The following is a 23,083-nucleotide window of genomic DNA, read 5'->3' as shown; positions in this document are numbered from 1 at the left end:
GTCTTTCCGGTGACCGTTCTCCCTCCTCCCGGGAGGTGTTCTGACCGGCGGGAACGTCTGTCTTGAGACAGAGAATGTAAGTTTTTTTCTATCCTGCGGTATGGCGGATAAACCGTGTGCAGTGGTCTTTTTATTCAAAAGTTCTTCAGACCGGATTCTGCATGGATCTGCCATGTGTATGCTCTCGAAGCATCTGGCAGAATGGTGGTTTTAGCGGACGGACGTGGCTTCTTGGATAAGACAGGGAATACAGTTCCTGATTTCGATAGGCAATGGTGTCGCCTTGCATCTGTCTGCCGTGATGGACAGCTTGACGAGGCAGGCCCGTGTATTGAGGGGTCGGTGCTGGTCGAAGATGAAGTTGCCGATGCCGTAATAGACAGGTTTGCCCCGGTAGGTCTCGACCGTCTGAAGCGTGTGGCTGTGGTGTCCTACGATGGCATCTGCCCCGGCATCGATCAGTCTGTGTGCCTCCTCGCGTTGCCGGGGGACGGCCCGTAGGTGGTGTTCCCATCCCCAATGCAGCAGGACAAGGATGAAGCAGTGCCGGTCTGTCTTGCGCAACCGGGCTACACGCATCACAAGACTGTCCGCACTCTCCTGGCTGACAGAGGGTTTCTGCGGAAGATAGGGGAAGTTCTCCAGCGGCAGTCGTAGAGACGGAACCACCCAGACTGCTCTTGGGCGTGTGGAGATGAGTATGGGGCGAGCTGCTTCCTCCATGTTTCTGCCTGCCCCGAGCGGCACCATCCCCGCTTTCCTTACCTGCTCCTGTGTGTCCATCAGTCCGTTCCTGCCCTGGTCGATACTGTGGTTGTTGGCCAGGTCCAGGTGCGTGATGCCGTGCCGGTGCAATGCCGGAAGCCATTCCGGTTCACCCCGGAAGATGAAGCGTTTGTACACCCGTTCTCTGATTGCAGTGACCGGACACTCCAGGTTGGCGATGACATAGTCGGAAGCAAGGAACAGCGAGTCGATGGAGGGTGTGAAGAGACCGTCCACCCCCACCTGCGCGATTCTTTGCCTGACCCCTCTGTCCAGCAGCAGATCGCCTGCAACAACAATGTGCAGGGTGTCGCCAGGAAGGCTCTGCAGCGTTTCCCCGGCCCCGTCTGCCTTGGTGCCGGTTCTGCTGAAAGAGGCTGACGGTGTGGAGATTACAAGGTAGAGAAGGATGCTAACAGCCTGAACTGTAGAAAGTCTCTTCATCATCAGCAGGTATTCCTTTTACCGGAGCCGTCACTTCTTTCATCCATACAGGCGTGCCGCCAGTCGGTGTTTTCATCAGTTCTTTTTGCCATTCCTCGTCGGTCATGCGCGGGTCGGACATTAGGCGGGTGAACTCGCGGTAGGAGAATACGGCACCCCGGGTAAGGTAAAGGGAACCGTCAATTTCTACGACCACGTAGATCTCGTAAGCCGGACCCACACCCTCGTAGAGTACGCACTTGTCCTTTATGGCCACGTTGTCTCCGTTTACAGTGAACACATCTGCGACGACGGCCACCTTCTTGTCTGTACTGACGACATCCGACCACCCCTGCAGCATCTGGTTGTCCTCGCTGACAAGCTCCAGGGAGATGTTCTCGACGGTCGCACCGACGATCTCTATCTGTTCGTATTCCTCGTCTGTAAGCTGCTTGCCGGCCAGCTCCTTCCTGCTGACATCCCGGCAGAACTCGGCCAGTTCCCTGATGCGTTCCGAGGAGACTTTTGCCTTTTCGGTCTGTAATCCGTAAGTGCTGAGAAGTCTGTCCATCTGCGTGACGAGGTCGACGGCTTTCTCCCAGAACCGCACATTGGGCTCGATGTAGCCTTTTACGACCGGAGCTTCCGGGCCACCATCGCCGCATTCCGCCAGCATGGGCTGCTTGGCATAGAGAATGGCATCGTGTTTGAGTTCAGCCCAGGAGGCGAGGGCTGTGTTCAGAATCTTCTTCTGCCATTGTGGAGTCTGCATGAAGTAAGGCCGTACCTGTGCCGTGTCGCCCAGCGTCTGGAGCGACTGCATCCATCGGTTGGCCATGCAGGCGTCCCACTGTGTGTCGGCAGTCTTCCTGCGTGCCTCGTCCAGAGCTCCGGCAAATCCCGGCCACTTCTGCGCTTCCTTCAGTTCCTCCGTGAGGATCCGTTCCGCTCCCGGCAGCCCCATTACGGCCATCCAGTCAAGTCCCTTCGGGCATGGGCGCATTGAAACCTTGCTCTTGTGGTCTACGGTTTCTATCAGTGCTGCTGCGTCGGGCTGGTAACGTTGCGGCATGATGTCTACAAGGTATCTGCCGGTACGTTCCGACGGTATCACGATCCGCATCTGTTTCTGTGCCAGCTTCTCGATTTCCTGTGTCAGTTCTCTCATGGCTTTGTCCGATGACAGCAGTTTCTCCGCCGGGAGGCCCGTCTGTCTGACGAGGTCTGCGACCTGTCCCAGTGTAATGTTGTCGGGTGTCCCCATGAGACAGGTGATCGGCTCGTTCATCTTATTATACAGCTTTCTCATTTCCGGTTGTCGGTTGAAGACATCGGCGATGAGTGCGATCTGTTTCATCTTCTCGGGTTTGTCCGTGCGGAAGTGGGCTGTCTGGAGCCACATCATTCCACGGAAATAACGGCGGCAGAGCTGTGAGCGGGTGTAATGGCCACGCGGACGGAAGAGCGCGTAGGCGAACGGTTCCCCGGGAGGTGAGTACTCCAGCATCTCCGAGCAGGCGTTCTTTGCGGCAAAGGCCTTGTGTATTTCGTCCATTACTCTCTGTCTGTAGTCCTCCGGGACATCCAGACGGGCGGTCTGCGCTGGTGCCTTGTCATGGCTGAAGAGCCATGAGGCCACGGCGAACCAGGCCTGTCCGTATGCTGCCGCATTCCTCACTTCGGCTTCCCGGCTGCTCCCTGCGAGCACCTTCAGTTCCGCTCCCATGCGGGACGAGAAGGCGATCATGAGCGAGTCGAGCCGCTTTTCCTCCACGTCACGGAGCACACAGTCGAAGTAGAGGTGGAACAGCTGCAGATACAGGTCGGTGGTGACGAAGCTCGGGAAGTCGGCATAGTCGTTCTTTTCGTACACATGGAAAAGCTGGTTGTGTTCTGCCGGGACGATGGCGAAGCCAGTCTGTCCCAGCATTTCATGCAGCTTAGGGTCAAATTCTTTCAGCTGGAACGGATTGAGCAGGTTGTCCATGTTGACCCGTCCCTTGCCGTCTTTCGGCCGGAAGTTCAGTTGCCGCAGTTCGTCTTCTCTCGTCCGGATGCGTGCGGCAAAGTCGAGCTGTGCCTTTGTATAACGTGGCGGAATACGCCGGCCTTTGGTTTCCTCCTGGTCCCAATGTCCCAGGAGCGTATCAGCATACCATGTTGTCGTATTGTACAGCGCACGCAGCGTGGCGTCTTTGAAAGCATATCCCTGTCTGGCGGCGAAGGCATTGCGCAGTGCCCGCAGTTCGCAGAGGTTAAGCTGTGAGAGGTCCATCTGCATATCGATTTTCCCTTTCAGCTTCTCCACATTGATTTTTCCTGCACCGGGGAGGATAAGGGGTGTCTTTTTTTCCTGTGTCCGTCCGATGTATGCGTCGTCCGTAGGGCCGCCGGTACTGTGGTCCTGTGCGCGTGCAGCCGGGAGGTAGCACAGCAGCAACATACCGGTCATCATTCTGAATGCGTTTCTCCGCAGCAGATGGTAATGGGAAGGGATGCGTCTCATATAGTCATGCTTTAAAATGTCAGAAGGCTTCTTCCGGTTCGCCGGAAGCAAATTTTTCCGCGGCTTCCTTTCGGCTCACGGCTCCGGTCAGGAAGCGTACGAAAGTCAGGCCGAAGTCGTCCCATGCGTAGTCGGCGACGACATATTTTCCGTCGGTTGTCGATTGCAGTGTGCGGACATAGGGCCGGACGAAACGGAAATCGCAGAGTATTCCGCCCAGGCGGGAGCCCATCCACATGGGTCGGATCTTGCTGTTCACCTGTTTGAAGAGAAAGAGCCTGCGTGCCGGCTGCGGATAGAAGCGGGTCGGTTTGATGACACCCACGAGTGCTTCGTCCTTTCCGTCACCGTCTACATCGCCCGTTGCCAGCCTGTAGACAGGATAATCCAGCCGCCACCTTGCCACGGCCTTCATGCCGGCTGGCTTTCTGCCGTTCCCAGCCGGTTCCCCTTCCGTTCTGTCCGCAGGGAGCAGGCACAGCCACGAAAGCGAGTCATGGAGGGTCTCCATGCTGAATCTCAGAGGCTGTTGTGCCATGCCCTTTCCCCACAGGAAGACGGAGAGCAGCAGGCAGGCAGCTCTTTTGTATCGTTCTGTATACATATATTCCGGCACAAATATAGACAATAAAACGGATAAATCAAAGTCTGCCCCCTGAAAAATAGATCTTCCATTAGATGCGTAGTCAGGTACTACACGCTCATGTACAATCAATCATGTTGTTATAGGCATGTTCTGAAAATCCCATGTCGGTCTGTCGTTGATATGGATATTGTCAACTTTTTGTACCTTACTTTAAGGTCTGGGCTGCTTTTCCGGCATTATGCACGTGTTTTATCACAACTGCCAGACGAGCTGGGAGTATTTAGGAGTGAAGGGGCAGGAGGGCGTGATGGGAGTCAGGCTGTCAGCTTGTCCGGGGGATTGGGAAGCTCGCTTTAGAGATAAAGGAGTCGAGCCGGCAGGCTGTTGGGGAGGCCCTGTTTCCTTGGTGTTTACGTGTGGCACCGGTCGTGTCTGCTGCTGACACGGCCGGTGTCGGTATGCAGCACGGAGGGATGATGGTGATGTGGGAATACGCCCTTGGATTCTACCAACGCCTACTGTCACTGTAAAACAAAGGCGGAATGATGGTGTGACAGATTCTCTGCCTGTATGATTTGAACCGGACTGTCCGATTGCTGTCCGCAGGGCACTCCATCAATCGGGCTGTGCCACGAGAAAGAAAGCAGCCCCATCCAAATCGTACGGAATGGCAGGCCGACAACTCGTTTGTCTGTCAACTCGTTTTTTCAATTCGTTCACCTGACAGCTCGTTTGCTCGTCAGCTCTTCTTCCTTCTGAACAAACTGAATTTTCTTTTGCCCAGGATGTTCCCCGGCTGTCTGCCGCTGAACTTGCGGTACAGTTTCCAGCCCAGAATCAGTCCGTCCAGAATGCCTGCGCCTGTGCTGATTGCGCCTGAGAAACGTTGTGTGGGCGTGTTCCTGTCTTTTGGCTTGTGTACCAGTTCGTCCCAAAGTCCTGCAATCCTGTTCCCGTCTTTGGTTATGTCCGTACGCAGCTGTGCCTTGCGCAGCCGTATATCATTCAGTGTATGATAATCGGAAGACTGGTGTATATGCTGGTTGTTCATGGGCTATTTCGACATTAAGAGACTTCCCAGGAATCTTACCAGAGGGCGTTCGATGAGTCTGTGACGCAGACTGATAAAGATGACGAGCAGCAGCAGATAGCCGCCGCCGACAATGAGAAAAGCCCCGATGAGTGAACCCGTCCAGTCCTGCAGTGCGTAGACTGCAGCGAAGGAGAGATAGACAAGCGAAATGAAGAGGATGATGCAGAACACCGCCACCACGGTGATTACCGTCAGCAGCCGCACCACCTTTTCAATTACATCGAGCCTCACGTACTCAGACTGAAGCCCGATGTAATGTCTCAGCACTTCAATAAGCTGTGCTATTGTTTCTATGTTTCTGTCGTTGGAGAACATCTCTGCGTGTTAGATGGCTTCCGAAGCCGCATCCTTGATGTCTTCGACAAAATCGTCAGCTTCCTTGCGGCTGAGCTTGATGTCGTGTTTCTTGCAGAAATCATCCACTGCGTCAGCGATTTTTGTACGTGTGTCAGTTCCTTTCTCCGGAGCCAGCAGAAGTCCCAGGGCTGCACCTGTGATGCTGCCGCAGAGGAATGCGCCAATGTAACCTAATGTCTTCATAATCTATTGTTTTTTATTGTTAGTGAAAACTTGTTTTTATTGTTAGTGAAAACTTGTTCTTATCAATCGCAAATATAGGCAAACTTTCTCATACCGGCAACACTTTCAGTTCTATTTTGTGTTAAAAAACTTGCAAATTCCTTATTTAACAAACTTTAGACACGTTGTTTCCTCTCTTTTGCTTCTTATTTCGTAACTTCGCACGATAAAAGTAGAATAATATAAGTATAACCAATAAACAACTAAGGGATTATGAAGAAATTTATGGTTTTGGGTGCAGCTCTCTGTGTGGCAATGGGGTTCACCGGCTGTAAGTCCAGCGAGAGTGCATACAAGAAGGCTTACGAGAAAGCAAAGGCACAGGAGCAGACATCTGCTGACAACGATGACAGCACGTCGCAGCAGGAGGCCCCTGTCGTAGCTCCTGTCGAGACACAGACGCAGCCTGTCACCCAGACACCTGTTGTCGACAACTACGACAATGAGCCTGTCCGCCGCGAGAATGTGTCCGTTGTCAACGGTGTGGGGCTGAAGTCATACAGCGTTGTCGTCGGCTCGTTCAGCATAAAGGCCAATGCGGAGGGGCTGCAGCAGCGGCTTAGAAACGCAGGCTATGAGGCACAGGTGGCTTACAATGCCGGTAACAATATGTACCGTGTGGTAGCTTCCACTTACGACAGCAAGGCTTCTGCCGTGCAGAGCAGGAACCAGCTGCGTGCCACTTATGCTGATGCCTGGCTGCTCTCCAAGTAAATGGGCAGGATCCTGGCAATAGACTACGGAAAGAAACGTACAGGACTGGCAGTCACCGACCCCTTGCGCATCATTGCCAACGGGTTGGCGACTGTTGCCACGTCCGGACTTTTCGACTTCCTTACACAGTATATCGAGACGGAAACGGTTGAGCAGCTTGTCATCGGCAGACCTGTCCAGCCGGACGGCCGGCCGAGTGAAAACCTCGGTCGTGTTGAGCAGTTCGTCAACCGCTGGCGCAAGGCTCATCCTGAGTTGCCTGTTGATTACTATGACGAGCGGTTTACATCGGTCATTGCCCATCAGGCGATGATTGCCGGCGGTGTGAAGAAGAAGACACGCCGTGAGAACAAGGGGCTTGTCGACGAGATTTCGGCAACAATTATCCTGCAGGACTACATGAAGGCCAGGGGACTTTGACGGTTGCGACCGGCGCTGATGATCGCTTTCTGCCGCTTGTTGCTGTTTCCTGTCCGGACTCTTGTCATCGTCCTCGTCACGCCTAACAAGAAAAAGAAATTTATGGTATTACCCATTTACACATACGGTCAGCCGGTTTTGCGGAAGGTCGCTGCGGATATCCCCCTCGATTACCCCGACCTCCAGGAGCTGATCCGGAATATGTTTGAAACCAACACCGCCAGCGATGGTGTCGGGTTGGCTGCACCGCAGATCGGGAAGTCTATCCGGGTCGTTGTTATTGATCTGGATGTACTTTCTGATACTTTCCCTGAATACAAGGATTTCCGTCATGCCTTCATCAACGGTCATATCCTTGAACTCGACGACTCGGAGACTGATACGATGGAAGAGGGTTGTCTCTCGCTGCCCGGCATCCACGAATCGGTGACCCGGGCAAGACGCATCCACGTGAAGTATCTTGATGAGAATCTCACAGAGCATGATGAGTGGGTAGACGGCTATCTTGCACGTGTCATCCAGCATGAGTTCGACCATCTTGACGGCCGTGTCTTCACCGACCATCTCTCTGCTTTCCGCAGGCAGATGATCAGCGGAAAGCTGAAAGCTCTCCTGCAGGGCAAGGTTCGCTGCAGCTATCGTGTGAAGGTCCCACGCAGGTAAGCCCGATGGTGCGTGGAATTGTGGTGTCCTTGCTGTGCCTGCTGGCAATGCCGTCAGCTGCCCAGTACAACATCAAGAAGATGATGGAGGAGGGTAGACGGACACTCGACCGGGGATATTACGTTGCTTCCATGCAGATTTTCACCCGCATCGTCGCCCTGAAGCCCAATCTCTATGAAGCGTGGTATCTGATGGCGTTGTCGAAGTATCACCTTGAGGATTATAAGGGGGCAGGGGAGGACTGCCGCCGTGCCCTGGACCTGCAGCCTTACATCGCAGAGATCTACGAACTCTATGGCATGGTCAGCATCCGTGAAGAACATTATGACAGTGCTGTCGTCGCTTATACCCATGCCCTGGAAATCAGTCCCGATAACCGTGATGACTGGTTCAACCGTGCTTACAGCCTATACCAGGCGGGTGACAGACAGGCTGCTCTCCGCCAGCTGGATTATATTCTCCGCCGCTGGAAGGATTTTGAAACGGCTGCCCGGCTGTACGATGACATCGCTGCCGGGCGCAGACCTAAGCCGCAGCCCATACGTCCGACCGGCCGGCCGGTCTTCACGTTGCCGGGTCTGGCTGATGGTGGAGACGCTTCAGTACTGATGAAAAACAGGCCTCTCGTTCACCTGCCGGTCCGATAGTGGTGTCCCTGCCTAAATAAGTAGGGTAAATGTTATTGGATTATAGAAGATTTTTTGTAACTTTGCTCTCAGAAACAAATTAATAAAGAATTGAAGTTATGCTTACATTAAAGCTCATCAGTGAGGAGACCGAACGTGTCATCAAGGGACTGGAGAAGAAACACTTCGTCGGTGCGCGTGAGGCCGTTGAGAAAGTATTGGAATATGACCGTCTGCGTCGTGAGACACAGCAGAAGCTCGACACGAACAAGCAGAAGCAGAACCAGCTTTCCCGGCAGATCGGCGGACTGATGAAAGAAGGCAGGAAAGATGAAGCTGACAGCATAAAGGAAGAGGTGGCACAGCTGAAGTCGGCCGACAAGGCACTTCAGGAAATCATGGACAAAGCACAGAATGATATGACGGACGTGCTGCTCACCATTCCGAATGTACCGAATGATGACGTGCCGGAGGGCAAGGATGCCAGCGACAATGTCGTCGTGAAGGAAGGCGGACGGAAGCCTGATCTGCCGGCTGATGCGCAGTGCCACTGGGACCTGCTGAAGAAGTTCAATCTGGTAGACTTCGACCTCGGTGTGAAAATCACAGGGGCGGGATTCCCGCTTTACATCGGTAAGATGGCACGTTTCCAGCGGGCCTTGGAAGCCTTCTTCCTCGATGAGGCACGCAAGAGCGGCTATCTGGAGGTGCAGCCGCCATTGGTGGTAAACCAGGATTCGGGACTGGGAACGGGACAGCTGCCTGACAAGGAAGGACAGATGTACCATGCCAATCTCGACGACCTTTACCTCATCCCGACGGCGGAGGTGCCGGTAACCAACATCTTCCGTGACGAGATTCTCGACGAGCAGGACCTGCCTGTCAAGCGTTGTGCTTACTCCGCCTGTTTCCGTCGGGAGGCAGGAAGCTATGGCAAGGATGTACGCGGACTGAACCGTCTGCACCAGTTCGACAAGGTGGAGATTGTCCGTATAGACAAGCCGGAGCATTCTTACGCTTCCTTGAATGAGATGCTGGAGCACGTCGAAGGACTGCTGAAGAAGCTGGAGCTGCCTTATCATATCCTGCGTCTCTGCGGCGGTGACATGAGCTTCACGTCTGCCATCTGCTATGACTTCGAGGTATGGAGTGCCGCACAGGAACGCTGGCTGGAGGTCTCCAGTGTGTCCAATTTCGAAAGCTATCAGGCCAACCGTCTGCATTGCCGTTACCGTCATGCCGATGACAAGAAGATAGAACTCTGCCATACGCTGAACGGGTCGGCATTGGCCCTGCCGCGTATTGTTGCAGCCATCATAGAGAACAACCAGACACCGGAAGGCATCCGTGTCCCGAAGGTACTTGTACCCTACTGTGGATTCGATATGCTGGACGAGAAGATGGATTAATGGCATTACCCTTCAGTCCCGCTCTGTAGCGAGCGGGGCTGGAGGGTTTTCCTTTATCTTCAGGTCTGTCTTCTATTACGCTTGGGGCTTTCCTCTTCTGTCCTTAAACCTTCCTTCTCTTGTTCTTATGTCCTGTATGCAGGGGACCGATGGATCATCGGAGGCATTCTTAGGAATCGTATCCCTCCCGCATGGGAATCCTCTCTCACCCGGAATCAATAACCGAGAATATACAAAAACCTATAATCACCTTATTTTAACAACCTCGCCCGACAGAAAGTTTCGCTCTCTGTTCCGATCGGAGAGAATGCGGTGAGGATTTTTACTACCCATGAACAAGATTATCCGCAAACAACAGTTTTCAGAGAAGGTGTTCTGCCTGGAGGTAGAAGCACCGCTTATCGCACGGAGTTGCCGTCCCGGCAATTTCATCATCGTGCGTGTTGACAACCGCAGCGAGCGTGTACCTTACACGATCGCCAAGTCTGATCCCGTGAAAGGGACACTCACCATGGTCATCCAGGAGGTGGGGAAATCCTCTACAAAGCTCTGCCGGCTGAATGTCGGTGATGAGGTCCACGATATTGTCGGACCGCTCGGCACGCCTTCACGCATAGAGAACTACGGTACGGTCATCTGTGCCGGAGGCGGAATCGGTATCGCCGCCATCCTTCCCATTCTCACTGCATTGAAGCAGGCAGGCAACAAGGTCATCTCTGTGCTTGCCGGACGGACCAAGGAGCTTGTCATCATGGTAGATGACGTGAGGAAGTATTCTGACGAGGTCATCATCATGACTGATGACGGATCCTACGGCGAGAAAGGTGTTGTCACCGTGGGTGTAGAGAAAGTGATACAGCGGGAACACGTCGACAAGGTACTGGCGATCGGACCTCCTGTCATGATGAAGTTCACGTCTCTCTTGGCCAGGAAGTACGGCATTCCCAATGATGTCTCGCTCAATACCATTATGGTGGACGGTACGGGAATGTGTGGTGCCTGCCGGCTGACCATCGGCGGCAAGACCCGCTTTGTCTGCATTGACGGTCCCGAGTTCAACGGCGACCTCGTTGACTGGGATGAGATGTTCAAGCGGATGGGAACCTTCAAGGAGATAGAGACGGCATCAAGTCCGTCCGGAGGAGAGGAGTGTCAGGCCGGGACTCCGACAAAGAAAAGTATTGACGGAAAGGCTGCAAAAGACGAAAAGGCTACTGATGGAAAAGGGTCAACGGACTTCAGGGGAGAAGAAGAATCCGGTGATGCCGCCCAGGGAACAGCTGCGGAAGACCGTCCCTCTTCTCCTTCCGGAGAACCAGGAGAGGATTGGCGCAAGGTCTTGCGCAAGGCACTCAAGCCCAAGGAACGTACAGCCATAGAGCGGGTGAAGATGCCGGAGCTTGATCCTGCCTACCGTGCCACAACCCGCCTGGAGGAAGTAAACATCGGTCTGACGCCTGAGATGGCGATGCAGGAGGCGAAACGCTGTCTCGACTGTCCGAAGCCGTCCTGCGTGGAAGGCTGTCCTGTCAATATCCACATACCTGACTTCATCAAGAACATCGAACGTGGACATTTCCTGGAAGCCGCCAGAGTCCTCAAGGAGACATCGGCACTTCCTGCTGTATGCGGTCGGGTCTGTCCGCAGGAGAAGCAGTGCGAGAGCCGCTGCATCCATCTGAAGATGAATTCGCCGGCAGTGGCCATCGGCTATCTGGAACGCTTTGCTGCCGACTATGAACGGGAGAGCGGGCACATGGCACTGCCTGACATGGCCCCTTCTAATGGCATCAAGGTGGCTGTCGTGGGTTCCGGTCCTGCCGGACTGAGCTTTGCGGGGATATGGCGAAGCGTGGTTTTGAAGTCTACGTCTTTGAGGCATTGCATGAGATAGGCGGTGTGCTGAAATACGGTATTCCGGAGTTCCGTCTGCCGAACAGGATTGTCGATGTGGAGATAGAGAACCTCCGGCGTATGGGCGTTCACTTCCAGACCGATACCATCGTGGGCAAGACCATAAGCATCGCCGACTTGAAAGAGAAAGGATTTAAAGGCATATTCGTCGGGTCGGGTGCCGGACTGCCGAACTTCATGGGGATTCCGGGAGAGAACGCCATCAACATCCTCTCAAGCAATGAGTATCTGACACGTATCAACCTCATGGATGCTGCCAATCCAGAGACCGATACGCCTATCATAATAGGTAGGAAAGTACTTGTCATCGGCGGAGGCAACACGGCGATGGACTCCTGCCGCACCGCCAAGCGGCTGGGGGCTGATGTAACCCTTGTCTACCGACGTTCGGAAGCCGAGATGCCGGCACGGTTGGAAGAGGTGAAGCATGCGAAGGAAGAGGGCATTCATTTCCTCACGCTGCATAATCCCAAGGAATACAAGGCCGACGAGAAAGGGCGTGTGTGTGCAGCGGTGCTGGATGTGATGAGGCTCGGAGAACCGGATGCAAGCGGACGTCGCCGTCCGGAGACGACGGGCGAGACCATCACTGTTGACTGCGACCAGGTAATCGTTGCCGTCGGTGTGTCGCCCAACCCATTGGTGCCGAAGTCAATCAAGGGACTGGAACTGGGTCGGAAAGACACCATCGTCGTCAACGAGCAGATGCAAAGCTCGCAGCCGGAGATCTTTGCCGGCGGCGATATTGTACGTGGCGGAGCCACAGTCATCCTCGCCATGGGAGACGGCAGAAGAGCCGCTGCGAACATGGCGGAACGGCTGACAAGTTAAGAGCTGTTGACTGACAATGGAAAAACAAAAAAGAGGTGTGTCAAAATATAACTTCACAACTTGACTACTTTCAATCTGTACGTTGAAATCCTCTAAAAGCAAAGGAAAAGCCTGTTTCTCTACTCACAGATGAGTTTTGAAATGGGCTTTTCCTGTTGGGTCGCATCAAATTGCAAGACTTTCAAAAAAGGCATTTGTGTTTTGAAACACCCGCCTTTCTTATTGAATGAAAGCAAAGGCGGGCAGCGGAAGACTGCCCCCCGAAGAACAACAGACAGTGACAGCCTGTGATCTGCCCATAGTGATGGGAAAGACGGTGACAGGTCCTCCGCCGGCAGGTCAGGCCGGTTCGTACTCCGTAGGATCCTTTACCCCAGCTTCCAGAAAGGCTTCCTTGCGCTCTACGCACGTCCCGCATTTCCCGCAATGGACATCAGAACCCTTATAACAGCTCCATGTCTTGGAATAATCAACGCCCAGAGCTGTTCCACGGCACACGATATCCGCCTTGGTGATATTCGTATAGGGTGCTTCAATGCGTACGTTGACGAAAGTCCCCGCTGCCGCCGCACCATCCATTGCCTGGATGAAATCCGGACGGCAGTCCGGATAGATGGTATGGTCTCCGCCGTGGTTGGCAATGTACACACGTTTCAGTCCATGGCTCTCGGCAATGCCTGTGGCGATCGCCAGCATAATGCCGTTGCGGAAAGGAACGACCGTCGACTTCATGTTTTCTTCCGCATAGTGTCCCTCCGGAATGGCTTCCGCACCGTCGAGGAGCGAACTCTTGAAATACCTGTGCATGAACGACAGCGGAATCGTGATATGGGGAATGCCCAGTTTCCGGCAGTGATGGGCTGCAAAGGGCAGCTCTTTTGCCCCATGGTTCTGTCCATAGTCGAAGGAGACAGCCAGGGCTATCGTCTCCGCCTTGTCGTACAGTAATGTGATGGAGTCCAGTCCGCCGCTGACAATGATAACCGAATCTTTCATCTGATCTGTTTTTTCCTGCAAATTTACCAAAACATGAGGTTTCCACCAAATGTATCGATGGAAAAATCAAGGTGTATCTGGGAAAGTCCGGACAGGCGGGCGTACCTTGATTAAAAGTATTTGTTGATCTGCATGAAAAAACTATACATTCCAGACAATAAAAGCATCCGCATTCTATCGCAACGATATGCACCGGAGAAGTCGGGGAAACCGCCTCCATTTCAACCTGCCGTTATCAGCTTCCCAAGTAATGCCTTTCAACGGCTCAAGTAATGCTTACTTGGAACCCAACTGACGCTTACTTGCAACGTTATCAGGCCTTGTTTCCTCGGTGTGTTCTATGTTCTTGTTTATGAACTGGTTATGAAAGCTGCGATTTCCTGTGGATTTCGTTTTCTTCAGTTCTGTCTTCTGTTGACGGTGTTTGCAGGTTTTATCCTTCCGTTGTTCTGCATGATGGTAATTTTATCGGACAGAACGGACGGTTTTCTCTTTCTTCATGCAACATGGATTGCGTTGATACAGGACACGGGAGGGAGCGTCGCATAATACTTCCTTCGGCTCTTCTTTGCGACCGGGCGGCAGATGAGCGGCCGGCCATCCCCTGGCGGCAATCAGTCCGGGAGGCATCCGCCTGCTGAAATCCATGCGGAAAATCCCGGGAGATACAACCTCCTCTGTACAAGTACTTTGAGCGGGGACCCACAATAATACCTACATATTTATGTGGTTTTATGCTTTTTTCTCACTTATTATAATTACCTTTGCTATATATAACACCCAAAACATGTTATGATGAAAAATGCATAAAAAGTTCGGGAAGCAATGTAAGTAATGTTTTACGTACAATCCTATTTAAATCAATAACATATGAGTGAGACAATAGATATATATAAGGGTAAATTTTTGAATGAAGTTTATCAACACTTCATCCATTCAACAGATTATAATGGATTACCGCAGAGTTCAATAACCTCATGCAGTAAAGAAATATCAATGCAATTTTTATTAGAGCTGATAGAGGGGGATAAGATTTGCATACTCTCACAAAAGATCGACCCAAATCCGTATATCATAAGGTTCGGATTTCCCCCAAAAGAAAAGCAAATACAATATCTTCAAAAACATACTCAAAACGAGGATCTTGTATTATATCCATCACCTTCATATCTAAAAAAGAATAGAGATGTTTCAATGGAGCTTTTGCGTCCATTTAATCGTATGATGGCTTTAGGGTATCCACAGTTGAAAGCGTGTTATTTTGAATACAGCATTTTATACCATTATGCGTTTGACCCAAGAATGAATTTCAAATTCAACAACTATCAAGGTGAGATCCATTCTGTTCTGAATATAGATGAAAGGCAATCTATAAATTTAAAAACATTTGGAATTGGGCGAGATGGTGATGATATTGTCATTGTAGCATTTCCAAGATACCTTCAAAATATGTCAGAAATGAACCAAAGTATTTGGTATAATCATATGGTCCATGACCCTTCAAACTGTAAAGTCTTAAAAAATTATATTGACAATGAGTTCCAAATGTGTTGGTCTTTCCCCGACACTGTGTATTGTGCGATATTAAAGGAAATCATAAACTTGAAAGAACTAACTTCAGAAGCCTTTCAAAAGTCTATTTTCTTGAAGACTTTTAAGAAAGATGAACTTGAAGGGTTTGATATACTTCCATTTCCAACATTAGAAAAATATAATCATTTTCTACTTTTAATGGAGAAAGTTGTAACTTCAAATATTGATATACATTTTTTTAAGGAATTCATGTCAATAACCAAGGATGGGAAAACAAGGGGTTCTTTAGAATGTCTTAAGGAATGGGTGTCTCATATTAATAATGAATACTGCGATAAGATATTAATACCATTAAAGTGTTTACGCAAAGAAAGGCAAGATCCAGCTCATAAAATACAACGAAATAAATATTCTAATGGTTATTTATTAAAGCAACATTCTTTATGCACGTCGATATATAATAGCTTGAACCTATTAAGAAGACTTATCCAAACACATCCAAAACTAAGAAAGTTTGAGATAAGTTATCCCCAAATAAAATATATTGAAATATAGGGGATATAGAGGAAAGGCAAAGCTTGGAAACTTTGGGAGAATAATTTGCGAGTGTCACGATTTTATAGTAACTTTGCGAGCAAATATAAAGCTGACGAAGTTGATAGAGAAGCATATAGTTCTTGAAGATATAGACCCGGTCGTCTTCTATGGAGTCGGCAACGGCCATCTTCAGATGATCAAGTCGCTCTTCCCCAAGCTGCGGATTGTCGCGCGTGACAATGTCGTCCGGATCTTGGGCGACGAAGAGGAGATGGCCAAGATAGAGGAGGACATCGAGACCATGCGCAGGCATGTGGAGCGGTATAACACCTTGACGGAAGAGGATATCCTTGACATCGTGAAAGGTCGGAAGACCAAGGCCGATGCGATAAAGGATGTCCTTGTCTATTCTGTAGCGGGACGGCCGATCAAAGGGCGGTCGGGGAATCAGCAGCAGCTGATCGACGCCTTCGAGAAGAACGACATGATTTTTGCCGTCGGTCCTGCCGGAACGGGGAAGACCTATCTCAGCATAGCCCTGGCGGTGAAGTCGCTCAAGGATAAGGTCGCCAAGAAGATCATCCTCTCGCGCCCGGCCGTAGAAGCCGGTGAGAAGCTCGGTTTCCTTCCGGGTGACATGAAAGACAAGATCGACCCTTACCTGCAGCCGCTCTATGATGCGCTGGAGGACATGATTCCCGCCGTAAAGCTGCAGGACATGATGGACAGGCACGTCATCCAGATCGCTCCTCTGGCTTTCATGCGGGGACGTACGCTGAGCGATGCGGTCGTCATCCTCGATGAAGCGCAGAACACGACGCCGGCACAGATCCGGATGTTCCTTACCCGCATGGGCTGGAACACGAAGATGATCATCACGGGCGACCTTACCCAGATCGACCTTCCCCATGCGGAGAAGAGCGGGTTGAAAGAGGCGCTTGCCATCCTGGGAGACGTGGAGGGCATCTCGGTGATACGGCTCGACAAGAAGGACATTGTGAGGCACAAGTTGGTTACGCGTATCGTGAAAGCCTACGAGACACACGACAAGGCGGACAAGAGATAGGACTCTATAAACATAAACGAAAATGAAAGCATTAACAAAGACCGATTTCCATTTTGATGGACAGAAGAGTGTTTATCACGGCAAAGTACGTGATGTGTATGACATCAACGACGATCTGATTGTCATGGTGGCTACCGACCGGATTTCAGCGTTCGACGTGGTACTGCCGAAGGGTATACCGTTCAAGGGTCAGGTGCTGAATCAGATTGCAGCCAAGTTCCTCGACCAGACGGCAGACATCTGTCCTAACTGGAAGCTGGCTACGCCGGATCCCATGGTGACGGTCGGCCTGAAGTGTGAAGGCTTTCGTGTGGAAATGATCATCCGTTCCATCCTCACGGGTTCTGCATGGCGCGCTTACAAGGAAGGCTGCCGCGAGCTCTGCGGTGTGAGACTTCCCGACGGAATGTGCGAGAACGAGCGTTTCCCGGAACCGATAGTCACCCCGACGACCAAGGCGGACGAGGGACACGACCTGAATATCTCCAAGGAAGAAATCATCCGGCAGGGTATCGTCTCGGCCGAAGATTATGCTGTCATCGAAGACTGGACACGCAGGCTTTTCGCACGGGGACAGGAGATTGCGGCTCGGCAGGGACTGATTCTGGTCGATACGAAGTACGAATTCGGCAAGCGTGACGGCAAGTGCTATCTCATTGATGAAATCCATACGCCCGATTCAAGCCGTTACTTCTATGCGGACGGCTATGAAGAGAAGCTCGCCAAGGGCGAGCCGCAGCGGCAGCTCTCAAAGGAGTTCGTGCGCCAGTGGCTCATCGAACACGATTTTATGAACGAGCCGGGGCAGACCATGCCGGAGATTACGGATGCGTATGCCGCAAGTGTCAGCGACCGTTATATAGAACTTTACGAGCACATCACCGGTGAGAAGTTCGACAAGGCGGCTGAGGAAGGCGACATTGCCGCTCGTATCGAGAAGAATGTAAAGCAGTACCTCGCTTCAAGAAAGTAGATGTCAGGGAAGTCTGTGGAGGCAAGGATGCAGGAGAACTGAAGCCAGGGGCGGCATACGCTTGCTGTCCGTTTCAAGATGGACATTCGGCTTAACCCGTCTGATTCCTCTGACTTCCTCAACTCCTCTAACGTCAGAATAATTCCTTTAAATAGAATATGTACGATCAGGAAAAGATTAAACCCTATGACGGTGAGGGCGAGAAAGGCAAACTCATTGCTGAAATGTTCGACAATATCGCCCCTACCTATGACACGCTGAACCATCGTCTGTCATGGGATATTGACAAGGGATGGCGGAAGAAGGCCATCCGCCAGCTGCTGCCTTCCCGTCCTGAACAGATGCTCGACATCGCTACGGGAACCGGCGACTTCGCCATTCTCGCCGCCCGGGAGCTGAAACCCAGGCATCTTGTCGGTGCGGACATCTCTGAAGGCATGATGGCCATCGGCCGCGAGAAGGTGAAGGCGGCCGGACTCGACGGGGTTATCTCGTTCCGGAAAGAGGATTGTCTCAGCCTTTCCTTTCCTGACGAGACCTTCGATGCAGTCACGGCGGCGTTCGGCATCCGCAATTTCCAGAACCTTGACAAAGGACTCGCCGAAATCTGCCGTGTGCTGAAGAAAGGCGGACATCTGAGCATCGTGGAGCTGACGACACCTGTCAGTTTCCCGATGAAACAGCTTTTCCACATTTATTCCCACACCCTGCTGGTCAGCTATGCCAGGTTCATCTCCAAGGACAAGAGTGCATACGAGTACCTCAACAGGACAGTAGAGGCGTTTCCGCAGGGCGAGCAGATGATGGAGATATTCCGCAAGGCCGGCTTCTCCCACAGCTCTTTCCGCCGGCTGACTTTCGGTATCTGCACGATGTATTTTGCGGAGAAATAAGTATTTGCAAGGTTCTGGTGGGCTTTTCATAGAAGCGGGCACCGTGTGCAAGGTGTCCCTCACAGTTTGCTGAAAAAACAATAGAACAAGGTTTAGACATGGACAAGTACGGACTTATCGGCTACCCCCTGGGGCACTCTTTCTCGATTGGCTATTTCAACGAGAAATTCCACAACGAGCACATCAATGCCGCCTATATCAATTTTGAAATCCCCTCGATAGATGATTTCATAGAAGTCGTCGATTCCAATCCGGAACTGCGCGGACTGAATGTTACCATTCCTTACAAGGAACAGGTGATTGATTATCTGGACAGCCTGAGCCCGGAAGCCAAGGCCATCGGGGCAGTGAATGTAATCCGTGTCACGCACAAAGGCAGCAAGACACTGCTGAAAGGATTCAACAGCGACGTGATAGGCTTTACACGGAGCATAGAACCTTTGCTCGAACGGCACCATCGGAAAGCCCTTATCCTGGGTACCGGCGGCGCATCCAAGGCCGTCAACTATGGTCTGAAGTCACTCGGGCTGGAGACGATGTTCGTGTCGCGCACAAAACGTAATGGGGTGTTGACGTATGACGAAATCACACCTGGAATCGTCCGTGAATACAATGTCATCGTGAACTGCACCCCTCTGGGGATGTACCCGAAGACGGATGTCTGTCCTGCACTTCCCTATGAGGCGATGGACAGCCATACGCTTCTTTACGACCTGCTTTACAATCCGGACGAGACGCTCTTCATGGCGAAGGGACGCGAACAGGGAGCTGTCGTGAAGAACGGCCTCGAGATGCTTCTGCTCCAGACTTTCGCAAGCTGGGAGTTCTGGAACGGAAAAGAGCAGAAATAGCCATGGCCGGAACCGGCAGACCTGTACAGTACATCCGTCCGGGCAGATTCCGTCGGATCGTTACCGTGCCGTCTGCCTGCTCAGGATATCCGCCGGCTTCTCTGCGAAACAGGTTGCTCCGTGCTCCGTCAGGAACTCCTTGTCGCGGAATCCCCACAGCACGCTGATACAGGGCAGACCGCAGTTTTTCGCCGTCATGACATCCACGTCGCTGTCGCCGATGTACACAGCTCCCTCTTTCGGTGCATCCAGCTGGCGGAGAGCCTCGAGCACCGTGTCGGGAGCAGGCTTTTTGCGGATGGTTTCCCGTTCGCCGATAGCCACCTCGATCGTGTCGGGGAAGAAGTGGCGGGCCAGTTCCTGGGTGGCCGCATAGAACTTGTTGCTGACAATGGCCAGCTTCTTGCCGCGCCGCTTCAGCTCACGCAGCAGTTCCGGAACACCGTCGTAAGGACGGGTCGTGTCAAGGTTATGCAGCATATAATGTTCACGGAATCTGGCGTAGGTAGCCTCGAATCTGGGGTTGTCCGCTCCGTCCGGAATGGCACGCTCCATGAGCAGTCTGACACCGTCCCCCACGAACATACGCACTTCTTCCACTGTCCGTTCCGGCATGCCTGCCCATCGGAGCGCATAGTTCGTACTCGCCGCCAGATCGCCCAGTGTACTCAGCAGCGTACCGTCCAGGTCGAAAATGTATGTATCAAAATCTTTCATTATCCTTTTGTTTTCGCCGGACAAAATTACGCAATAATACAGACAACAGACCATTTTTTCTCTTAAATTTCAAAAAAAGCAGCCATCAAAATATCCTCTTGCTGCTTGTTTCAACCATTAATGTTGTAACTTTGCACCCCGGAATTCTATAACAACGAAGATGACAAAGACGAATAAAAAGCGCAAGGGCGGATCAGCCCGATGGGGCATGGCGGCTGTCTGCGCCGTACTGGCAGGCGTGGCCTACTTCCTTTTCTTCTCGGCAATGTCCCGCACCGGCAAGGAAGAGTACGTCCTTATTGACGAAGACGACAACATAGACTCTGTCTGTGCCAAGCTCCAGCCTGTTTCTACGCCGCAGGGCTACTGGGTTTTCAAGCGGCTTGCAGGCATTATGGGCTATGCGGGGAACATCCGGACCGGCAGGTTCTCCGTAGGTTCATCAGGTTCGCTCCAGACCTCCCGGCACATCATCAACGGTCTCCAGGCTCCAGTCAGGATTACCATCAAGCCCGTAAGAACCCTCGAGGATCTCGCGACAGATGTCAGCGGAAAGATGATGTTCACCCGTGCCGAGCTTCTTTCACGGCTTACCTCCAGGGAAACCTGCAGGAAATACGGGTTCACGCCGGAGACAATCCCGGCGATGTTCATCCCGGACACCTATGATTTCTACTGGAACACATCGGCCGACAAGTTCCTCGACAAGATGAGCGAAGAGAACAAGAAGTTCTGGACCTTTGAACGGAAAGAGAAAGCGAAGCGGGCCGGCCTCACGCAGACGGAGGTCGTCACGCTGGCAAGTATCGTGGACGAAGAGACCGACAACGAGGCTGAGATGCCGAAGATAGCAGGTATGTACATCAACCGCCTGCATATCAATATGCCTCTGCAGGCCGACCCTACGATAAAGTTCGCCACAAAGAATTTCACGGCTCACCGTATTTATCAAAAGTGGCTCACGGTTGACAGCCCTTACAACACCTACAAGTACCGCGGACTTCCTCCCGGACCGATCCGCATCCCGTCGGTGGCTGCCATTGACGCCGTGCTGAACTATGTGCATCACGACTATGTCTATATGTGTGCAAAAGAAGACTTCAGCGGTACGCATAACTTCGCCAGGACTTATGAAGAGCATCAGGTGAATGCCGAGAAATATGCCAAGGCCCTGAATGCACATGGAATCAACTAAGGTGGGACGTACCGGGCGGACGCAACAGACGGACTGAGGAGCGTTTTTGAATTTCCTTTACAAGATGTCCACCCGATGTTCTCCGGGCGGCATCTGGAGGTTCGCTTTTCGCCGTCTGCAACTTATAGATAATCAAAGTGTTACAAAACAGTAGCGAGAAGGTGCTTAGTTGGACTCCAACTAAGCACCTTCTCGCTTTCAAGTAAGCACTACTTGGAGGCCGGTTGGTGCTTACTTGAACTGCTGTCAGGCATCAGTCTGCTGCGTGTTGTGAATTTTCCTGACACCGTGGAGGCGGCAGGAGCGGATGCCGGCACATACCGTCTATGCCACGCTCTCTATCAGCAGCCATATATTAAGCAAGGTGACGATGCCGGCCAGTGAATAAAGGAAAATCATGTTGGGCCTGCTGTTGGCATACTGTCCCATGACACGCTTCGAGGAAGTCAGTCCGACCTGCAGGAACACCGTAAACGGAAGCTGTACGGAAAGGAACATCTGCGAGACGATCAGGCCCTTGAACGGATCGCCGATGAAGAAAATCATCAGGAGCGCAATGCCCAGCGAGAGGACGATGCCCACGATGGAGTGTGTGTCCTTGGCATTGTACGACTCGCCGAACAGCCCGGAGAAGATGCTGCCGGCTGCCATCCCGCTTGTTATCGTACTCGAGATTCCCGCCAGCAGCAAGGCTATTGCGAATATGTTGGCAGCGTTGTTGCCCAGCAGCGGCTGCAGCATCGCCTGCGCCTGGGAAAGCTCGTCAACGTGCTGGCCGTGCGAGAAGAACGTACTTGCCGCCAGGAGAATCATGGCAGAATTGATGGCCCAGCCCACAATCATGGAGAAGAGCGTGTCAATGAATTCGTACTTCAGCATATAGCGGATGCGTGCGTCCCCCTCCAGATGGATCTCACGGCTCTGCACGATTTCGGAGTGCAGGAACAGGTTGTGCGGCATGACGACAGCCCCCAGCACACTCATGATGATCAGGAGCGAGCCTTGCGGAACAGTCGGGACGAAGGCTCCCTCGATGGCGGCCGGCCAGTGGATGTCGACCAGGAACAGTTCATAGATGAAGGACAGGCCGATCATCGACACGAAACCGATGATGGCACGTTCCATCTTCCTGTAACTGTTCGTGAACAGCATGATGAGTACGGCCGCCGTCGTCAGTACGGATCCGGTGGGGATACTCATGCCGAAAAGCATCTGCAGGGCGATGGCGCCGCCGAGAATCTCGGCCAGTGAGGTGGAGATGCTGGCAAGGATGGCACTCACGATGATCGGCCGGCCGACCCATTTCGGTGCATACTTTACGGTCGCCTCACTCAGACAGAGGCCCGTCACGATTCCCAGGTGAGCCACGTTGTGCTGCAGGGCAATCAGCATGATGGTCGAGAGCGTCACGACCCACAGCAGTGCATAACCGTATTCCGAGCCCGCCGCAAAGTTGCTTGCCCAGTTGCCCGGATCGATGAAACCGACGGTCACGAGCAGCCCCGGGCCGATGTACTTGAAAATATCCAGGGCTCCCAGCACACGGGGATGGTCCTTGCGTTTCAGTTCTTTTAATATATTCTTCATTCTGTCCAAGTTTTCTGCAAAGTTACAATATCTATGCGAGAAACGGCAATGCTGACGGCCTATTATCACAGGACGGCATGCAAATTCATAACAAGTGGGTATCTGGCAGGGAAACATTCTGTCTGACGGTTTACGGCGGGATTTCGCCGGCATGGGATTATGACTGTCTATGACTGCAATAAGAAAAGATTACATATTGTTTGCAG

At 52.2% G+C, this 23,083-nt stretch carries 22 protein-coding genes; 13 read left to right on the top strand and 9 right to left on the bottom strand.

The window, feature by feature from the left end; genetic code table 11:
- Window positions 1–210: 210 nt before the first annotated feature.
- From DYH27_RS08690 to DYH27_RS08665, 6 genes are all read right to left on the bottom strand, one after another.
- Window positions 211–1,212, bottom strand: coding sequence for a CapA family protein (locus DYH27_RS08690; RefSeq protein WP_025067359.1), 1,002 nt, complete (start codon window positions 1,210–1,212; stop codon window positions 211–213).
- Entirely contained in the window at window positions 1,178–3,694 is a 2,517-nt protein-coding gene (locus tag DYH27_RS08685) for a DUF3160 domain-containing protein (RefSeq protein WP_025067358.1), read from the bottom strand. Before DYH27_RS08685 ends, DYH27_RS08690 begins: the two co-directional genes overlap by 35 nt.
- 19 nt (window positions 3,695–3,713) lie before the next feature.
- Window positions 3,714–4,409: a hypothetical protein gene (locus DYH27_RS08680; protein WP_025067357.1), complete on the bottom strand. Its 696-nt coding sequence runs from the start codon at window positions 4,407–4,409 to the stop codon at window positions 3,714–3,716.
- 610 nt (window positions 4,410–5,019) lie between these two features.
- Window positions 5,020–5,331: a hypothetical protein gene (locus DYH27_RS08675; RefSeq protein WP_025067356.1), complete on the bottom strand. Its 312-nt coding sequence runs from the start codon at window positions 5,329–5,331 to the stop codon at window positions 5,020–5,022.
- A gap of 3 nt (window positions 5,332–5,334) precedes the next feature.
- On the bottom strand, window positions 5,335–5,688 hold the full coding sequence (locus DYH27_RS08670; RefSeq protein ID WP_004351474.1) for a phage holin family protein: 354 nt from the start codon (window positions 5,686–5,688) through the stop codon (window positions 5,335–5,337).
- 9 nt (window positions 5,689–5,697) lie between these two features.
- Window positions 5,698–5,913, bottom strand: coding sequence for a YtxH domain-containing protein (locus DYH27_RS08665; protein ID WP_004351478.1), 216 nt, complete (start codon window positions 5,911–5,913; stop codon window positions 5,698–5,700).
- 252 nt (window positions 5,914–6,165) lie between these two features.
- Here DYH27_RS08665 and DYH27_RS08660 point away from each other — a divergent pair, with 252 nt between their 5' ends.
- The 7 genes from DYH27_RS08660 (at window position 6,166) to DYH27_RS13750 (ending at window position 12,529) form a co-directional block, all read left to right on the top strand.
- Window positions 6,166–6,666: an SPOR domain-containing protein gene (locus DYH27_RS08660; RefSeq protein WP_004351426.1), complete on the top strand. Its 501-nt coding sequence runs from the start codon at window positions 6,166–6,168 to the stop codon at window positions 6,664–6,666.
- A complete protein-coding gene (ruvX, locus tag DYH27_RS08655; RefSeq protein WP_025067355.1) occupies window positions 6,667–7,086 on the top strand; it encodes a Holliday junction resolvase RuvX in 420 nt (139 codons plus the stop codon).
- 102 nt (window positions 7,087–7,188) lie between these two features.
- Window positions 7,189–7,749 (top strand): peptide deformylase, encoded by a 561-nt coding sequence (gene def, locus DYH27_RS08650; RefSeq protein ID WP_025067354.1) that lies wholly within the window; start codon window positions 7,189–7,191, stop codon window positions 7,747–7,749.
- Between the two features lie 5 nt (window positions 7,750–7,754).
- Window positions 7,755–8,396 carry a tetratricopeptide repeat protein gene (locus DYH27_RS08645; protein ID WP_029216361.1) on the top strand — a complete coding sequence of 214 codons (642 nt, stop codon included), beginning with the start codon at window positions 7,755–7,757 and terminating at the stop codon, window positions 8,394–8,396.
- Window positions 8,397–8,494: 98 nt separating this feature from the next.
- Complete coding sequence (gene serS, locus DYH27_RS08640; RefSeq protein WP_025067353.1) at window positions 8,495–9,784, top strand: serine--tRNA ligase; 1,290 nt, start codon at window positions 8,495–8,497, stop codon at window positions 9,782–9,784.
- A gap of 331 nt (window positions 9,785–10,115) precedes the next feature.
- Complete coding sequence (locus DYH27_RS13755; protein ID WP_394366011.1) at window positions 10,116–11,678, top strand: sulfide/dihydroorotate dehydrogenase-like FAD/NAD-binding protein; 1,563 nt, start codon at window positions 10,116–10,118, stop codon at window positions 11,676–11,678.
- Window positions 11,627–12,529, top strand: a complete 903-nt coding sequence (locus tag DYH27_RS13750) for an FAD-dependent oxidoreductase (protein ID WP_394366010.1) — start codon at window positions 11,627–11,629, stop codon at window positions 12,527–12,529. Before DYH27_RS13755 ends, DYH27_RS13750 begins: the two co-directional genes overlap by 52 nt.
- A gap of 339 nt (window positions 12,530–12,868) precedes the next feature.
- Here the strand turns inward: DYH27_RS13750 and queC are convergent, their stop codons facing one another.
- Complete coding sequence (queC, locus tag DYH27_RS08630) at window positions 12,869–13,525, bottom strand: 7-cyano-7-deazaguanine synthase QueC (protein ID WP_029216362.1); 657 nt, start codon at window positions 13,523–13,525, stop codon at window positions 12,869–12,871.
- Between the two features lie 870 nt (window positions 13,526–14,395).
- On the opposite strand from queC, the gene DYH27_RS13290 reads away from it, so the two are divergent.
- The 5 genes from DYH27_RS13290 to DYH27_RS08600 all read left to right on the top strand — a co-directional run bounded on the left by DYH27_RS13290 (window position 14,396) and on the right by DYH27_RS08600 (window position 19,378).
- The gene (locus DYH27_RS13290) at window positions 14,396–15,613 is read left to right on the top strand and encodes a hypothetical protein (protein WP_025067350.1); all 1,218 of its coding nucleotides are present in this window, start codon (window positions 14,396–14,398) and stop codon (window positions 15,611–15,613) included.
- A 100-nt stretch (window positions 15,614–15,713) separates the two neighbouring features.
- Window positions 15,714–16,661: a PhoH family protein gene (locus DYH27_RS08615; protein WP_025067349.1), complete on the top strand. Its 948-nt coding sequence runs from the start codon at window positions 15,714–15,716 to the stop codon at window positions 16,659–16,661.
- Window positions 16,662–16,683: 22 nt separating this feature from the next.
- Window positions 16,684–17,634, top strand: coding sequence for a phosphoribosylaminoimidazolesuccinocarboxamide synthase (locus DYH27_RS08610; RefSeq protein WP_025067348.1), 951 nt, complete (start codon window positions 16,684–16,686; stop codon window positions 17,632–17,634).
- Between the two features lie 158 nt (window positions 17,635–17,792).
- A complete protein-coding gene (gene ubiE, locus DYH27_RS08605; protein ID WP_025067347.1) occupies window positions 17,793–18,527 on the top strand; it encodes a bifunctional demethylmenaquinone methyltransferase/2-methoxy-6-polyprenyl-1,4-benzoquinol methylase UbiE in 735 nt (244 codons plus the stop codon).
- Window positions 18,528–18,625: 98 nt separating this feature from the next.
- Window positions 18,626–19,378, top strand: a complete 753-nt coding sequence (locus tag DYH27_RS08600) for a shikimate dehydrogenase family protein (protein WP_025067346.1) — start codon at window positions 18,626–18,628, stop codon at window positions 19,376–19,378.
- Between the two features lie 60 nt (window positions 19,379–19,438).
- Here the strand turns inward: DYH27_RS08600 and DYH27_RS08595 are convergent, their stop codons facing one another.
- On the bottom strand, window positions 19,439–20,095 hold the full coding sequence (locus tag DYH27_RS08595; protein ID WP_025067345.1) for an HAD family hydrolase: 657 nt from the start codon (window positions 20,093–20,095) through the stop codon (window positions 19,439–19,441).
- Between the two features lie 160 nt (window positions 20,096–20,255).
- On the opposite strand from DYH27_RS08595, the gene mltG reads away from it, so the two are divergent.
- Window positions 20,256–21,290: an endolytic transglycosylase MltG gene (mltG, locus tag DYH27_RS08590; RefSeq protein ID WP_004351511.1), complete on the top strand. Its 1,035-nt coding sequence runs from the start codon at window positions 20,256–20,258 to the stop codon at window positions 21,288–21,290.
- 324 nt (window positions 21,291–21,614) lie between these two features.
- Here the strand turns inward: mltG and DYH27_RS08585 are convergent, their stop codons facing one another.
- Entirely contained in the window at window positions 21,615–22,877 is a 1,263-nt protein-coding gene (locus DYH27_RS08585) for an Nramp family divalent metal transporter (RefSeq protein WP_025067344.1), read from the bottom strand.
- Window positions 22,878–23,083 lie beyond the last annotated feature (206 nt).

This window comes from Prevotella denticola, assembly GCF_900454835.1.
In the GTDB taxonomy this organism is placed as follows: Bacteria; Bacteroidota; Bacteroidia; order Bacteroidales; family Bacteroidaceae; genus Prevotella; species Prevotella denticola.
This window is presented reverse-complemented; position numbering and strand designations above follow the sequence as displayed.

Coding starts and splice junctions, on each gene's coding strand:
- DYH27_RS08690 (WP_025067359.1), bottom strand. CDS start 1,212: ATGATGAAGAGACTTTCTACAGTTCAGGCTGTTAGCATCCTTCTCTAC.
- DYH27_RS08685 (WP_025067358.1), bottom strand. CDS start 3,694: ATGAGACGCATCCCTTCCCATTACCATCTGCTGCGGAGAAACGCATTC.
- DYH27_RS08675 (WP_025067356.1), bottom strand. CDS start 5,331: ATGAACAACCAGCATATACACCAGTCTTCCGATTATCATACACTGAAT.
- DYH27_RS08670 (WP_004351474.1), bottom strand. CDS start 5,688: ATGTTCTCCAACGACAGAAACATAGAAACAATAGCACAGCTTATTGAA.
- DYH27_RS08665 (WP_004351478.1), bottom strand. CDS start 5,913: ATGAAGACATTAGGTTACATTGGCGCATTCCTCTGCGGCAGCATCACA.
- DYH27_RS08660 (WP_004351426.1), top strand. CDS start 6,166: ATGAAGAAATTTATGGTTTTGGGTGCAGCTCTCTGTGTGGCAATGGGG.
- ruvX (WP_025067355.1), top strand. CDS start 6,667: ATGGGCAGGATCCTGGCAATAGACTACGGAAAGAAACGTACAGGACTG.
- def (WP_025067354.1), top strand. CDS start 7,189: ATGGTATTACCCATTTACACATACGGTCAGCCGGTTTTGCGGAAGGTC.
- DYH27_RS08645 (WP_029216361.1), top strand. CDS start 7,755: ATGGTGCGTGGAATTGTGGTGTCCTTGCTGTGCCTGCTGGCAATGCCG.
- serS (WP_025067353.1), top strand. CDS start 8,495: ATGCTTACATTAAAGCTCATCAGTGAGGAGACCGAACGTGTCATCAAG.
- DYH27_RS13755 (WP_394366011.1), top strand. CDS start 10,116: ATGAACAAGATTATCCGCAAACAACAGTTTTCAGAGAAGGTGTTCTGC.
- DYH27_RS13750 (WP_394366010.1), top strand. CDS start 11,627: ATGGCGAAGCGTGGTTTTGAAGTCTACGTCTTTGAGGCATTGCATGAG.
- queC (WP_029216362.1), bottom strand. CDS start 13,525: ATGAAAGATTCGGTTATCATTGTCAGCGGCGGACTGGACTCCATCACA.
- DYH27_RS13290 (WP_025067350.1), top strand. CDS start 14,396: ATGAGTGAGACAATAGATATATATAAGGGTAAATTTTTGAATGAAGTT.
- DYH27_RS08610 (WP_025067348.1), top strand. CDS start 16,684: ATGAAAGCATTAACAAAGACCGATTTCCATTTTGATGGACAGAAGAGT.
- ubiE (WP_025067347.1), top strand. CDS start 17,793: ATGTACGATCAGGAAAAGATTAAACCCTATGACGGTGAGGGCGAGAAA.
- DYH27_RS08600 (WP_025067346.1), top strand. CDS start 18,626: ATGGACAAGTACGGACTTATCGGCTACCCCCTGGGGCACTCTTTCTCG.
- DYH27_RS08595 (WP_025067345.1), bottom strand. CDS start 20,095: ATGAAAGATTTTGATACATACATTTTCGACCTGGACGGTACGCTGCTG.
- mltG (WP_004351511.1), top strand. CDS start 20,256: ATGACAAAGACGAATAAAAAGCGCAAGGGCGGATCAGCCCGATGGGGC.
- DYH27_RS08585 (WP_025067344.1), bottom strand. CDS start 22,877: ATGAAGAATATATTAAAAGAACTGAAACGCAAGGACCATCCCCGTGTG.